Source organism: Streptomyces sp. NPDC107500 (assembly GCF_055582785.1).
This window is the reverse complement of the sequence record NZ_JBVJPF010000004.1, coordinates 798,462-811,831: the sequence shown is the minus strand read 5'-3', so window position 1 is coordinate 811,831 and position 13,370 is coordinate 798,462. Positions and strand designations below refer to the sequence as shown.

12 protein-coding genes are annotated in these 13,370 nt (G+C 70.9%); 10 read left to right on the top strand and 2 right to left on the bottom strand.

All coding sequences use genetic code 11. The features are described 5' to 3' along the window. On the top strand, window positions 1-1,605 hold a 1,605-nt coding region (locus ACZ67M_RS20245; RefSeq protein ID WP_469852035.1), incomplete at its 5' end, for an alpha/beta fold hydrolase. A gap of 84 nt (window positions 1,606-1,689) precedes the next feature. Further along, complete coding sequence (locus ACZ67M_RS20240) at window positions 1,690-2,298, top strand: class I SAM-dependent methyltransferase (protein ID WP_469852033.1); 609 nt, start codon at window positions 1,690-1,692, stop codon at window positions 2,296-2,298. A 101-nt stretch (window positions 2,299-2,399) separates the two neighbouring features. Here ACZ67M_RS20240 and ACZ67M_RS20235 read toward each other — a convergent pair whose 3' ends face one another. Beyond that, window positions 2,400-3,479: a transcriptional regulator gene (locus ACZ67M_RS20235; protein WP_469852031.1), complete on the bottom strand. Its 1,080-nt coding sequence runs from the start codon at window positions 3,477-3,479 to the stop codon at window positions 2,400-2,402. Window positions 3,480-4,016: 537 nt separating this feature from the next. Here ACZ67M_RS20235 and ACZ67M_RS20230 point away from each other — a divergent pair. Genes ACZ67M_RS20230 through ACZ67M_RS20220 form a run of 3 tightly spaced genes read left to right on the top strand, consistent with a single transcriptional unit; the run spans window position 4,017 to window position 7,185 of the window. After that, a complete protein-coding gene (locus ACZ67M_RS20230) occupies window positions 4,017-4,559 on the top strand; it encodes a PadR family transcriptional regulator (RefSeq protein ID WP_392016786.1) in 543 nt (180 codons plus the stop codon). After that, window positions 4,556-5,401, top strand: coding sequence for an ABC transporter ATP-binding protein (locus ACZ67M_RS20225; protein ID WP_361358894.1), 846 nt, complete (start codon window positions 4,556-4,558; stop codon window positions 5,399-5,401). Before ACZ67M_RS20230 ends, ACZ67M_RS20225 begins: the two co-directional genes overlap by 4 nt. Before the next feature lie 2 nt (window positions 5,402-5,403). Next, on the top strand, window positions 5,404-7,185 hold the full coding sequence (locus tag ACZ67M_RS20220; RefSeq protein ID WP_392239849.1) for an ABC transporter permease: 1,782 nt from the start codon (window positions 5,404-5,406) through the stop codon (window positions 7,183-7,185). Window positions 7,186-7,286: 101 nt separating this feature from the next. On the opposite strand, the gene ACZ67M_RS20215 is transcribed toward ACZ67M_RS20220, so the two are convergent. Next, complete coding sequence (locus ACZ67M_RS20215; RefSeq protein ID WP_469852028.1) at window positions 7,287-8,294, bottom strand: amino acid ABC transporter permease; 1,008 nt, start codon at window positions 8,292-8,294, stop codon at window positions 7,287-7,289. A 594-nt stretch (window positions 8,295-8,888) separates the two neighbouring features. Here ACZ67M_RS20215 and ACZ67M_RS20210 point away from each other — a divergent pair. From ACZ67M_RS20210 to ACZ67M_RS20190, 5 genes are read left to right on the top strand one after another with little or no spacing between them, the layout of a single operon-like run. After that, window positions 8,889-10,025: an LLM class flavin-dependent oxidoreductase gene (locus tag ACZ67M_RS20210; RefSeq protein ID WP_469852027.1), complete on the top strand. Its 1,137-nt coding sequence runs from the start codon at window positions 8,889-8,891 to the stop codon at window positions 10,023-10,025. Continuing rightward, window positions 10,022-10,570: a GNAT family N-acetyltransferase gene (locus ACZ67M_RS20205; protein WP_469852025.1), complete on the top strand. Its 549-nt coding sequence runs from the start codon at window positions 10,022-10,024 to the stop codon at window positions 10,568-10,570. The genes ACZ67M_RS20210 and ACZ67M_RS20205 overlap by 4 nt, the downstream gene beginning before the upstream one ends. Next, window positions 10,567-11,517, top strand: a complete 951-nt coding sequence (locus ACZ67M_RS20200) for an ABC transporter substrate-binding protein (RefSeq protein ID WP_469852023.1) — start codon at window positions 10,567-10,569, stop codon at window positions 11,515-11,517. The genes ACZ67M_RS20205 and ACZ67M_RS20200 overlap by 4 nt, the downstream gene beginning before the upstream one ends. Window positions 11,518-11,538: 21 nt before the next feature. Beyond that, entirely contained in the window at window positions 11,539-12,552 is a 1,014-nt protein-coding gene (locus tag ACZ67M_RS20195; RefSeq protein WP_469852022.1) for an amino acid ABC transporter permease, read from the top strand. Continuing rightward, a complete protein-coding gene (locus ACZ67M_RS20190; protein WP_392016805.1) occupies window positions 12,549-13,355 on the top strand; it encodes an amino acid ABC transporter ATP-binding protein in 807 nt (268 codons plus the stop codon). The genes ACZ67M_RS20195 and ACZ67M_RS20190 overlap by 4 nt, the downstream gene beginning before the upstream one ends. Window positions 13,356-13,370 lie beyond the last annotated feature (15 nt).

The window sequence follows — 13,370 nt, the reverse complement described above, 5'->3', positions numbered from 1 at the left end:
CCGGTGCCGCCGGGGGTGGTGGGTGAGTTGTATGTGGCGGGTGATGGTCTGGCGCGTGGGTATCTGCGGCGGTCTGGGTTGACGGGGGAGCGGTTCGTGGCGTGTCCGTTCGGGGGTGCGGGTGAGCGGATGTATCGGACGGGGGACTTGGCGCGGTGGACGGCGGAGGGCCGGCTGGTGTTCGCGGGGCGGGCGGATGATCAGGTGAAGGTGCGCGGGCACCGGATCGAGCCGGGTGAGATCGCCGGGGTGCTGACCGCGCATCCCGGGGTGGCCCAGGCCGCGGTCGTCGCCCGTGAGGACACTCCCGGAGACACCCGACTGACCGCCTACATCGTCCCCGAAACCACCACCACCGACCCGGCCACAGCAACCATCGACCCCAGCCGGCACGACGCCACCGTCCCCAGCCGGCACGACACCACCGTCCCCGACACCACAACCCTGACCGCCGACCTGCGAGCCCACACCGCCGCCCTCCTGCCCGCCTACATGATCCCCGCAGCCTTCGTCGCCCTGCCCGAACTCCCCCTGACCATCAACGGCAAACTCGACCGAGCCGCACTCCCCACCCCCGAAAACGCCACAGCCGACACCGGACGCGCCCCCGCGACAGCCGCGGAAGACGCCATGTGCGAGGCCTTCGCCGAAGTCCTCGGTGTCGAACGCGTCAACGTCGACGACAACTTCTTCGACCTCGGCGGACACTCACTCCTGGCCGTGGCGCTGGTCCAACGACTGCGCCTGCGTGGCTTCAACCTCTCGGTCCGCGCCGTGTTCGAGGCCCCGACCCCCGCCGGCCTCGTCACCCGCCTCGACCTGCCCTACGCGGGCAACGAACTGGACGTGCTCCTCCCCATCCGGCCCGGCGGAAGCAAGCCGCCGTTCTTCTGCGTACACCCGGCCGGTGGACTCAGCTGGTGCTACATGCCGCTGTCCCAGTACGTGCCGGAGGAGTATCCGCTCTACGGGCTCCAGGCCCGGGGCGTCCGGGAAACCGGCGACCCGGCGGGCTCGGTCAAGGAGATGGCGGCGGACTACATCCGGTACATGCGGTCGGTACAGGCGACCGGCCCGTACCACCTGCTCGGCTGGTCGTTCGGTGGCATCATCGCCCACGAGATCGCGGTACAGCTACGGGCGGCCGGCCAAGAGGTCGGGGCGCTGGTCTCCCTGGACGCGGTGCCACCGAAGCAGGACGAACAGCGGTCCGGCGACGAAGCGAGGGAGGCCGCGCCCGGCCCGGATCGCGACAAGGCGGAGGTCGAGGCGGAGTCCGAGGCGGAGTTCGAGGGTGAGGAGAGGCACCGCAGGCCCGGCAACCTGCGCATGTTCCAGAACGCCGCCAGGCTCCTGCGCCAGCACGAGTTGGGCGTCTTCGACGGCGACCTGCTTCTTCTGTCCGCCGGTGAAGGCAAGCCGGAGGCCGCCGCCCCCGGCGCGGCGGCCTGGGAGGAGAACGTGGCCGGCCAGGTGACGGAGGTCCATCTCCCCTGCAAGCACACGGAGATGGCCCGCCCGGAGGTGCTGGCGCAGGTCTGGCGCGGTATCTCCGACTGGCTGGGCCTGGAGAACACCGACGGCCCGGAAGACCTCGGCCGCTAGAAGGGCGTCGGACAACCCACGAGGCCGGACGACAGACGAAGCCGAACGACAGACGAAGCCGAACGACAGACGGAGGCGACGGCAATGGCGACACGCTCGGCCGACTGGGAGTCGATATACCGTGCGGCGGAACTCGCGCCGTGGGAGGTCGGCCGCCCGCAGGCGGCGGTGGTGCGTCTCGCCGAGGCCGGTCTGCTGTCGTCCGGGCGGGTGCTCGACGCGGGCTGCGGCACAGGGGACCACACACTGCTGGCGGCTCTCCGGGGCGCTGACGCCACGGGCGTGGACTGCTCGGCGACCGCCATCGGCAGGGCGCGGCGGAAGGCCGGGGAGCGCGGGGTGTCCGCGCGCTTCGAGGTCGGCGACGTGCTCGACCTCGCCGGCCTCGGGACGTCCTTCGACACGGTCGTCGACGTCGGGATGTTCCACGTCCTCGACGACGAGGAGCGCCGACGCTACGTGGAGAGCCTGGCGTCGGTGACGGAGCCGGGAGGCACGTGCTATCTGATGTGCTTCAGTGATCGCCAGGCCGGTGCGCTCGGCCCGCGCCGGGTACGGCAGGAGGAACTGGTCGAGGCCTTCGCGGAGGGATGGACGGTGGCCGACATCGCGGGGACGACCTTCGCGATCGCCCCGCGGTTCGGCGGCGAGGCCCACGCCTGGCTGGCGACCATCCACCGGGCGACCTCTTGATCAACCCGTGCGACACTCCGGTCGATCAGTCCGCCCCCCGATGGCGAAGGCCCCGCTGCCGCCCCCCTCTCAGCGTGAAGTCCGCTGCGTCAAGGCTCAGTTCACGCCTGTTTGCGTGTCCTGGTCTGTGTCCGCTCGTCCAGTTCCCGGGCGAACTCGTACCAGGCCTCGGCATACTGCCGGGCCAGCTTCACGACGAGTTCCCGGCAGTGGGCCGGTACGGCGACGCTCAGTTCGGAGGACATGGTCATCGCGTTCTGCTGCAACAGACGCAGCAGGTTCCGGCCGTCCTCGTTGTGGCGTAGGGAGGGATCCCGCAGCAGCTTTCTGAGGACCGGTGTGGGATCCACCTGCTCCAGCCGCCGCAGCTTCCGCCCGGCGTCGTGACCGAGGTCCTGCTCCGGGCCGGCGCCGGTTCCCGAGCCCGCTTCCGCTCCGTCCTCCCGGCGGCCGGGAGTGGCGCATCCCTCGGGCACGGGCAGTTCGCCGACCGCCAGGCGTTTGCGTACGTCGCTCACGGTCGCCGGTGAGATTCCGGCGATCCGCGCCACCTCTCGCAGCGAGGCGTCCGGACGCCGGGCCAGTACCTCCGCGGCCCTGAGGCGCCCCTCGGCCCGGTTGAGCGGGCGCGTCCTGCCGTCGCTGCCGACCCGGGCGCTCACCTGGGTCAACGGGTCGGCCGAATCGCGCCGGATGGCCGCGACCGTCTTCGTCCCCAGGCCGGAGGCGCGCGCGATGGCGCGGTCGGACATGTGGGGGTGTGAGGCGATGATGCGTGCCGCCGCCACTTTGCGGTCGGCGTGAGACAAGGGGAGACCGTGTGTCACATTGGCCGTGACGGCACGGAGGAAGGCGTCCTCGGGGGTCCCGTCGAAGAACTCGACCTCGATCCTCTCCTGCCCCCGTAACAGCGTGGCGAGCAGCCGGTGCATGCCGTCGATCACCCGCATGCTGTGCCGATCGACCAGGATGGGAGGCAGCGGCTCGTCCAACTCCGCCAGCCGGGTGACGTGTTCCTCGCTCTGCCCCGTCGAACGCGGTGAGTCGCCGGGCAGTAAGGAGGAGATGTGAATCGTCTGAACTCCCGGTGCGTACGGCCCCACCCCGTTGGTGGCCCGAATCGAATCGCCGGCCGTTCCGCTGTCCGCTTCGTCTAGTAGTCCGGTACGTGCCTGGTTCAAGTTTCTTCACTCCCACGGAGGAATCACTCAGGACACAGCTCTGTCTTGACGCTTGAAGGGCGTCTTGACGCTTGCAAGGCGTGGAGAGAGTCAGCGACGGTCGGCTCTTGACAGGACCGTGTCTCTGTCGGCGCCGGCGGCGCGAAGCCGTAACTGTCGGGACGGTGCCGGTGGTTTGACAGCAGAACTGAGCCACGGGTGAACCATGAGCGCCTTCCCACCGCCGGGGGCACGGTGCCGTCTCGTTACGACGAACGGGGGTACAGACCATTGTTGAGACCTGTTGGCTTTCGTGTCTAGAGTGTGTCGCCCATGCGTTGGAGCATGGCGTAGTACTCCAGTTGCGCCTCGGCGGCTGTTCGCGGCCCGTCTCCGCCCCGCCCGCTCCCTCCCATACCCGCTCTCCTTCCGCTCCCCGTCCGGGGCTTCGGATCGACATCCCCGAGTGCCGGCCGCCTGCGGTGGCGTTGACCGGATTGGTTTGACGCCTCTTTGTATAACCGCTATCTATTGGTGGTCGTTGAGGAGGGCGGTCTGGTGCAGGACGTGGTGCTGGCGCTGCTGGTCAAGGAGCCGTCGCACGGCTACGACCTGCGCAGGCGGCTGGCGGCGGCGCTCGGACCGTTGGGAGAGACACTGAACGCGGGGCAGATCTACGTCACGCTCACCCGGCTGGAGAAGGCCGGACTGGTCGTCCAGGAACGTGAGGACGTGCCGGTGCGCGGCCCGCGACGCAAGGTGTACGCGCTGACCGCGGCCGGGCAGGAGCGGGCGGCCGCGTGGATGACCGAGGGCGGAGGGCCCAAAGCGGACGTGGCGGAGTTCCATCTGAAGCTGGTGGCCGCCGGTGTCTCGGGTCTGGCCGACCCGGTCGCGCTCGTCGAGGCACGGCGGCGAGAGTTGCTGCGCAGCCTCGCCGAGGCCCAGCACGCCGCTCTCCTGGAGGACACGGATTCAGAGGCCGGGCTGCTTCTGGAGGGCATCGCGCTCCGGTTGCAGGCCGATCTGCGCTGGCTGGAGGCGTGCGAGCGGACCTGGTCCATCCGCGCCCCGCGTGGGAAAGGCGGATCATTCGGATGACGAACGACGGTCGGCGGGCCAGGGGCCGGTCACGGCGCGGGGGCGCGGACGACGGTCCGGGCCAGGCACCCGTGGGGCACGGGTCCGGCGTCGGGGGCGACGTGCGCGCACCGGTACTGCGGGCCCTCGGTCTCACGCGGGTCTACGGTGAGGACGAGAGCGCGGTGTGGGCGGTCGACGGCGTCGACCTCGACGTACCAGCCGGGCAGACGCTCGCCGTGACCGGACCCAGCGGCTGCGGCAAGTCGACGCTGCTCCAGCTCCTCGGCGGGCTCGACCGGCCCAGCGACGGCGAGGTCTGGCTCGGCGGCCGGCGTATCGACGAGCTCGGCGAGCGGGCGCTGGCCAGGCTGCGGCGCCGCGCCGTCGGCTTCGTCTTCCAGGACTTCCACCTGATGGACGAGTTGACCGCCGCGGAGAACATCGAGCTGCCCGCGCTGCTGGCCGGCGCCTCGCCGCGCGCCGCCCGGAACCGCGCCGTCGGTCTCCTGGACCGGGTCGGGCTCACGGACCGGGCCCGGCATCTGCCCTCGGAGCTGTCCGGTGGCCAGCGGCAGCGGGTCGCCATCGCCCGCGCCCTGGTCAACGAGCCGCTGGTGGTCCTCGCGGACGAACCCACCGGCAACCTGGACAGCGCCGCGACCCACGACATCCTGCGGCTCTTCGACGAACTGCGCGCCGGCGGGCAGACCCTGATCACGGTCACCCACGACGAGCGGGTGGCCGCCACGGCGGACCGCGTCGTCTCCCTGCGCGACGGCAGGCTGGCCGGCGACACCCAGCTGGGCGGCGGCGGTGGCAGCGGCAACGAGTTCGGCGCACTGCTGAGCTGGGAGGGCTGACCGTGGGACGCCTGCTGCTGATCTGGCGTCTGGCCGTGCGCGACATGCGCCGCCGTCCCGGTGAGTCCGTGATGTTCGTGGTCGCCGTCACCGCCGCCATCGCCTCGCTGACCCTGGGGCTCTCGACCAACGACGCCGTCACCACGGCCTACCTGAAGACGCGCGAGGCCACCGAGGGCCCCGACATCGTCGCCATCACGACGGCCAAGGACCCCTCCGGCCTGGCCGGACGGCTGGAGCGGACCCCCGGGGTGGCCGAGCAGGCCGATCCGGTCTTCGCCTTCGAGACCAAGATCCGGACGAACGGCCACACCGCGCGCTCCGCGATCGAGGCGCGCGGTGACGAACCGGCCAAGGTCGACCAGCCGCTGGTGACCTCCGGTTCCTGGGTGCGTTCCGGCGGCGCGGTGGTCGAGCGGGGCTTCGCGCAGACGCTCGACCTGCACGTCGGCGACCGCGTCACGATCAGCGGGCGCGACTACCCCGTCGTGGGCCTCGCGATCAGCGCGGCCACCCCGGTCTATCCCTGGAACGACTGGGCCCAGGGGCCCGGGACGTCCGACTACGGCGGCGGCAGGATCTGGCTCACCGCCGCCGACACCCGCGCCGCCGCGGGTGACACGTCGGGCGTGTACCTGTTCCATCTGAAGCTGAAGGACCCGGCCGCGACCCTGACATGGCGGGAAACCGTCTTCACCGACGAGCGCAGGGGCCCCGAATGGGTCAACACCCACCACTGGCAGGGCATCCTCCGCACCGACGCGAGCATGATCAAGTTCGCTCAGCCCGCGCTGGTCGTCGGCGGCTGGCTGCTCGCCTCGGCCGCCCTCGTCACCCTCGCCGCGCTCGCCGCCGTACGCGCCACCCGTGACAACCGTCGTGCCGGGCTGCTCAAGGCCGTCGGCGCGGGCCCCGGCCACGTCGCCGCCGTCCTGCTGGCGCAGTACCTGCTGCTGACGGTGGTGGCCACCGCCCTCGGACTGACCGCCGGGACCCTGGCCGCGCCCGAACTGGCCGATCCCGGCGCCGGGTTGCTCAACACCGTCAGCGGCCCGACCACCGACACCGTCGTGGCCGCCGTGTTCCTCGCCGTCCTGGTCTCGCTGGCCGGCACGCTCGGCCCCGTCGTCCGCGCCGCCCGCTCCAGCACCGTCCACTCCCTGGCCGACTCGGCGCATCTGTCCACCCACCACCCACGGCTGAACGCCATGACGGCGTACCTGCCCACCGCCCTCCTGCTCGGCATCCGGCTGCTGGCCCGCCGACCCGGCCGCGCCGCCCTCACCGCCATCGGTACGGCGACCACCACCCTCCTGATCACCGCCGTGCTCGCCTTCCACGCGGCACCCGACACCAGTACCGCCTACGCACCCGACAACCCCCTCGCGGCACGCAACCTCGTGACCAGCCAGGCGCTGCACGGCGTCACCCTCGTCCTGGTGGCGCTGTCCGCGCTCAACACGATCTTCCTCGGCTGGAGCACCGCCGTGCAGGCCCGGCGCGCCCTGGCCATCACCCGCACCCTCGGCGCCACCCCCCGCCAGGTGGTCACGGCCCTGTGCGCCGCCCAACTCCTGCCCGCGCTGCCCGGGCTGGTGGTGGGCATGCCGAGCGGACTGCTCGTGTACTGGCTGGTCAGCCCAGAGATGGCCATGCCCCCGACCACATGGCTGCTCGCCGCCGCACTCGGCGTCCTCCTGGCCGTCGGAGCCCTGACCGCGCTGCCCGCCTGGACCCACACCCGCACCCCGGCCGGCCGCGCCCTCAACGCCGAACCGGCCTGAGAGAACGGGTTCGGCCCCCGCACAGGGGCTGAACCCGGGGCCGCCGCCCCTCCTGCGCTCCGCGCCGAAGAAGACCAGGACGGCCGGCGAAGCGGCGCCGCTCACCGGTCACCGCCGATCGCCGGGCGGGCCTTGACGGCCGTGGCCGCGCTCAGGCGATGGCGCACGGCACTCAGGTGGCCCCGCAGCCGTTGCAGCGGTGTCGGCGGCAGGGCGCGGGAGCCCCCGCGTGCGTAGTACCGCTCGACGTAGAACTGGCCCGCGCCGAGCACCGTGGTGACCGCGATGTACCAGAGGGTGGCGACCATCAGCAGCGGGATGACCTGGTAGGTCTGGTTGTAGACGAGCTGCACCGAGTACAGCAGGTCGTGCACGGCCAGCACACTGACGATGCTGGTGCCCTTGAGTGTGCCGATCAGCATGTTCCCGGCCGTGGGCACGATGGAGCGCATCGCCTGGGGGACGACGATCCGGCGCAGGGTGCGGCGTCTGCTCAGCCCGAGGGCCTGGGCGGCCTCGATCTGGCCGGATTCGACGGAGAGGATGCCGCCGCGCACCACCTCGGCGGCGTAGGCCGTCTCGTGCAGGGTCAGTCCGACGACGGCGGTCAGGGTGGGACCGAGCAGGTTGACCGTCTCGAGGGTGAGGAACTGCGGGCCGAACGGGATCCCGAGGCCGAGCGTCGGATACAGGGCGCCGATGTTGAACCAGAACAGCAGCTGCACCAGCAGCGGAGTGGACCGGAAGATCCACACGTAACCCCAGCCCAGCGTGCGCAGCACGGGGTTGGCGGACAGCCGCATCACCGCGAGGACGGTGCCGAGCAGGAAGCCGAGGACCATCACCACAGCCGTCAGCCAAAGGGAGAGCAGCAGTCCGTCGAGCACCGCGGCGGTCGTGAAGTAGTGGCCGACCACGTTCCACTGGAAGGCGTCGTTGCGGGCGACGGAGTTGAGTACCAGCGTGAACAGCAGCAGGGCGACCGCGGCGGTCAGCCACCGGCCGACGTGCCGGCGCGGCACGATCCGCGGCAGGTCGGGGCCAGGCGTGCCCGCCGGTTTCGCGGGTCGCGTCGCAGGAGCCGGCGTGACTTCAAAAGGCATGACCATCGAGGGGTTCTCCGGGGGAGGGATCGCGGGTGTGGGTGACCACCCGGTGGCACTCGCAAGGAGCGCCGAGGCACAGGCGCTGCGCGCATGCGGTGCGGCCGGGGCTCGGCGTCGTCACATTCGCCGCGTCCCTCAACACGGCCGGGAAGGCCGCCGGGCGGGGCGGCCGATCCACTGCGGATCGTATGTGCCCAGGGCGTCGGTGTGTCAACAGCGCCCGGGGCAGCACCGAGTCAGACGGTCCGGCATCCGGGCGCTGCTTGACGAGCGCCACGACGTACTGCTCAATTAGTCGCATGACTGCCCAGCAGCGCTTGGTCTCGCGCGATCACATCGACTTCGGTCGGGTGTGGTCCGCCGCGTGTTGCGCCTGACTCGGCAGCGGGCCGTCTGACCGGCCCTTCCCTCCCTCGGTGACCCCGTCGCGGGCCGAGTTCTCTCTCCACGCGCGCTGCCGCAGCTCTGCTTCTCCCGACGCTCGACGTCGTCACGACTGCATCGACCCGTCCGCCTGACGGTCTGTTCACTCATGCCCGCACGCAGGGCGATTCCGCCATGCCCGCGTGCCGCCGCAATCGCTGAAAGGCCACGCCCATGCCCGTGGAGTTCCTCGGCATCGCCGCCACCAACGACGGTTCCGAAACCACGCCCCGCTCCGGCGCCGCGTTCGACAAGGAGTACACGATCCGGCTCGCCCGGGCACACGAGGACCACGGCTGGGACCGGGTGCTGTTCGCCTACGGCTCCGGGTCCCCCGACCCCGCCCCGGCCGCGGCGTACATCGCGAGCAGGTTGGAGCGCCTCCAGATCCTGCTCGCCCACCGGCCCAACGTCTCCTACCCCACCTTCGCGGCCAAGACCTTCGCCACACTCGACCGGATCAGCGACGGCCGGCTGACCGTGCACTTCATCACCGGCGGCAGCGACCACGAGCAGGGACGCGAGGGGGACACCCTCACCAAGGACGAGCGCTACGCCCGCACCCGCGAGTACATCAGCGTCGTCAAGAGGATCTGGACCACCCACGAACCCTTCGACCACGAGGGTGAGCACTACCGCTTCCACGACTTCGTCAGCGACGTCTTCCCCGTCCAACTGCCGCGTCCGAACGTCTCTTTCGGCGGCTCGTCACCCGCCGCCCTCGCCGCCGGAGCTGCCGAGGCCGACATCTACTGCCTGTGGGGCGAGCCCCTCGCGAAGACCGCCGAGCAGATCGAGAACGTGAAGGCCGCCGCCAAGGCCGCCGGCCGCACCGACGTGCCGCGCCTACAGGTGGCGTTCCGTCCGATCATCGCCCCGACCGAGGAGCTGGCCTGGGAGAAGGCCCACCGCACGGTCGGCGCGATCAAGGCCCGCAAGGAGAAGGGCGAGGCGATCACCAGGCGCCACCACGGGCACACCCGGCCGCAGAACACCGGATCGCAGCGGCTGCTCGCCATCGCCGAGGCCGGCGAGCGCTACGACCGCGCCCTGTGGACCCCGACCGCCGCGGCGACCGGCGGCGCGGGCAACTCCAACGCCCTGGTCGGCACTCCCGAGACCGTGGCTCAGGCGCTGCTCGACTACTACGACCTCGGCGTGGACGTCCTCTCCGCCCGCGGCTACGACCTGCTGGGCGACGCCATCGACTTCGGCCGCCACGTGATTCCGATCGTCCGCGAGGAGGTCGCCAAGCGCGACGCAGAGCGGGCGGCACGCGGGACGCAGACCCTTGCGGCGGTGGGCGAATGACCTCCGTAGCGCGACCATCAGGGCGTGCCGCACTGGATGTGACAGTGCTTCATGTCCCCGTCTCGGACCCGCGAGTGAGGCCCCTGCTGCGCGAACTCGGTCACGAGTACTCCACGCGCTACGGCAAGGACGCCCACGCCGAGATCTCCCGCTACCCCGACGAGGAGTTCACCGGACCGTACGGCGGCCTGCTGCTCCTGCTGCTGGAGCGCGGCGAGCCCGTCGCGGGCGGCGCCTTCCGGCGGTACGACGCGACCACCGCCGAACTGAAGCGGATCTGGACCCACTCGGCCCACCGGCGGCGTGGCCTCGCTCGCCGTGTCGTCGCCGAGCTGGAGGGCGAGGCGGGCGCGCGCGGTTACCGGCGGATCTACCTGACCACCGGTCCACGCCAGCCCGAGGCCCGCGGCCTGTACCTGGCCTGCGGCTACACACCGCTGTTCGACACCGAGACGGACCTGGAATCCATCGGCCCGCTGCCCTTCGAGAAGCATCTGCCGGCCGAAACACGCACAGCACGCTCGGGAAAGGCAGCCAACCTGTGAACCCCCGCCCGATCTGGACCCGCCCGCGTGCCGTCGTGGCCGGCGCCCTGCTGCCCGTACTCGCGCTGTCCGCCTGCGGCTCCGGCACCTCCGGCGCCGCACCGGCGGGCGCCCAGTCCCCCGCGCCGACCGACGATCCGGTCGCCGCCGTACGCAAGGTGGACTCCGCCGCCGCCCTACTGCCCGCCGGCGTCCGCGAATCGGGCACGCTGCGGGTCGGCAGCTCGGTCGGATTTCCCCCCGGGGCGTACTACCCGAACGGGCAGGACAAGCCGCCCGCGGGCCAGGACATCGACATCGCCAACGCGGTGGCCAAGGTCCTCGGCACGAGGCTGGAACGGCAGGACGCCTCCTTCGAGACGATCCTGCCCGCCCTGGGCAGCGGCAAGTACGACTTCGGCACCGGCAACTTCGGCGTCACCACCGAACGCCTGAAGACCATCGACTTCGTCACCTACGTCAACGACGGCCAGGGCTTCGCGGTGAAGACGGGCAACACCGTCCTCGGCAAGAAGGTCACCGACCTCACCCAGCTGTGCGGGCTGACCATCGGCACCGGCGCCGGCACCACCTTCGAAGCGACCCTCACCGCGCAGAAGGGGGTGTGCGCCAAGGCGGGCAGGAAGCCGTACGACGTGAAGGTCTACTCGGAGAACGCGGCGACCCTCACCGCGCTCCAGCAGGGCCGCATCGACGTGATCATGTCGACCATCAACGGCCTGCGTTACCAGGCGGCCCAGCCCGCGTCGCGGACCACCTTCCTCGGCGAGTTCCACCGGCTCGACGTCGGCTTCGCCTTCAAGAAGGGCTCCCCCCTCACCAAAGCCTTCCAGGCCGCCGTCAACGAACTGATCGAAGACGGCACGTACGCCCGGATCCTCAAGAAGTGGGGGACCTCCGCCTCCGCGATCGACACGGCGCGGATCAACCCGTCCGAGCACTCCTGAGAGTTGAGCAGGAACACCACGATGGCATCCACCACCGACGTCGCGCCGCCCGGCGCGGCCACCCCGGGCACCGGCCGCGGGGCCCCGCACGATCCGGCCTCCCTCAAGGTCGTTTCCGCCCGTCACTACGCCCGTTGGGCGGCTGCCGTCGCCGTGACGGTGCTGGCCGCCCAGTTCGTGCACGGGCTGGCCACCAATCCGGTCTGGGAATGGGGTGTCTTCAGCGACTACGTGCTGTCCGAGACCATCGTGCGGGCGGTGTGGGTGACCCTTCAGCTCACCGCGTACGCCACCGTGCTGGGCTTCCTGCTGGGCACCGTCCTGGCCTTCATGCGGCTGTCGCGCAGTCCCGTGCTCCAGACCGTCGCCTGGACCTACATCTGGATCTTCCGGTCCATCCCGATGATCGTCCAGCTGGTGTTCTGGTTCAACCTCAGCGCACTGTACGAGAGGCTGGGCGTCGGCCTCCCCTTCGGACCGGTGTTCTGGTCCGTCGACAGCAACAGCATCATCGGCACCATGGGCGCGGCCATCATCGGGCTGACGCTGCACCAGGCCGCCTACGCCGCCGAGATCGTGCGCGGCGGCGTGATCGCCGTCGACGACGGGCAGCTGGAGGCGGCGGCCGCGCTGGGCATTCCCCGGCTGCGGCAGATCCGCCGGATCGTGCTGCCGCAGGCCATGCGCGCCATCCTGCCCACCGCCGGCAACGAGATCATCGGCCTGCTCAAGGGCACCTCCGTGGTTTACGTGATGTCCATCGGCGAACTCTTCTACCAGGTTCAGGTCGTCTACGGCCGCAACGGCCGGGTGATCCCGCTGCTGCTGGTCGCCACCGCCTGGTACGTGGTGCTGACCTCCCTGCTCTCGGTCGCGCAGTACTACGTGGAGCGCCGCTACGCCCGGGGCGCCAACCGCACCCCGCCGCCCACCCCGCTCCAGCGTGCCCGTCGGTTCCTGCGCACCCTGCGCGCGGCCGCCGCCCAGCGCAACCAGCCCGTCATACCCCTGAAGTCGATGGGAGAGAGCCGATGAGCGAAGTGGCGGACGCCGTCGAGGAAGCGACGCCGGCGGTCGACGACGTGATGGTGGACGTCCACGGCGTCCACAAGAGCTTCGGCCCGCTGGAGGTGCTGCGCGGAGTCGACCTGAAGGTCCGGGCCGGCGAAGTCACGGTGATCCTCGGCCCGTCCGGCTCGGGGAAGTCCACGCTGCTGCGCACCATCAACCACCTGGAGAAGGTCAACAGCGGCTGGATCAGCATCGACGGCGAACTCATCGGCTACCGCCGCTCCGGGAGCAAGCTGTACGAGCTGAAGGAGAAGGACGTACTGAAGCAGCGCACCCACATCGGGTTCGTCTTCCAGAACTTCAACCTCTTCCCGCACCTGACCGTTGTGGACAACCTGATCGAGGCCCCCGTCGCAGCACTGCGCCGCCCGCGCAGGGCAGCGGAGGAGACCGCCCGCCGGCTCCTCGACCGGGTGGGCCTCGCCGACAAGGCGGATGCCTACCCCCGGCAGCTCTCCGGCGGCCAGCAGCAGCGGGTGGCCATCGCCCGCGCGCTCGCCCTCCAACCGAAGGTGCTGCTCTTCGACGAACCCACCTCGGCGCTCGACCCGGAACTGGTCGGCGAAGTCCTCGACGTCATCAAGGACCTGGCCCGCACCGGAACCACCATGATCATCGTGACCCACGAGATCGGATTCGCCCGCGAGATCGCCGACACCGTGGTGTTCATGGACGACGGCGCCGTCGTGGAGCAGGGCCCGCCCGCGGCAGTCCTGGACGCCCCGCGGCACGAGCGCACCCGCGCCTTCCTCGCCAAAGTCCTCTGACCGGCCTCACCCCTC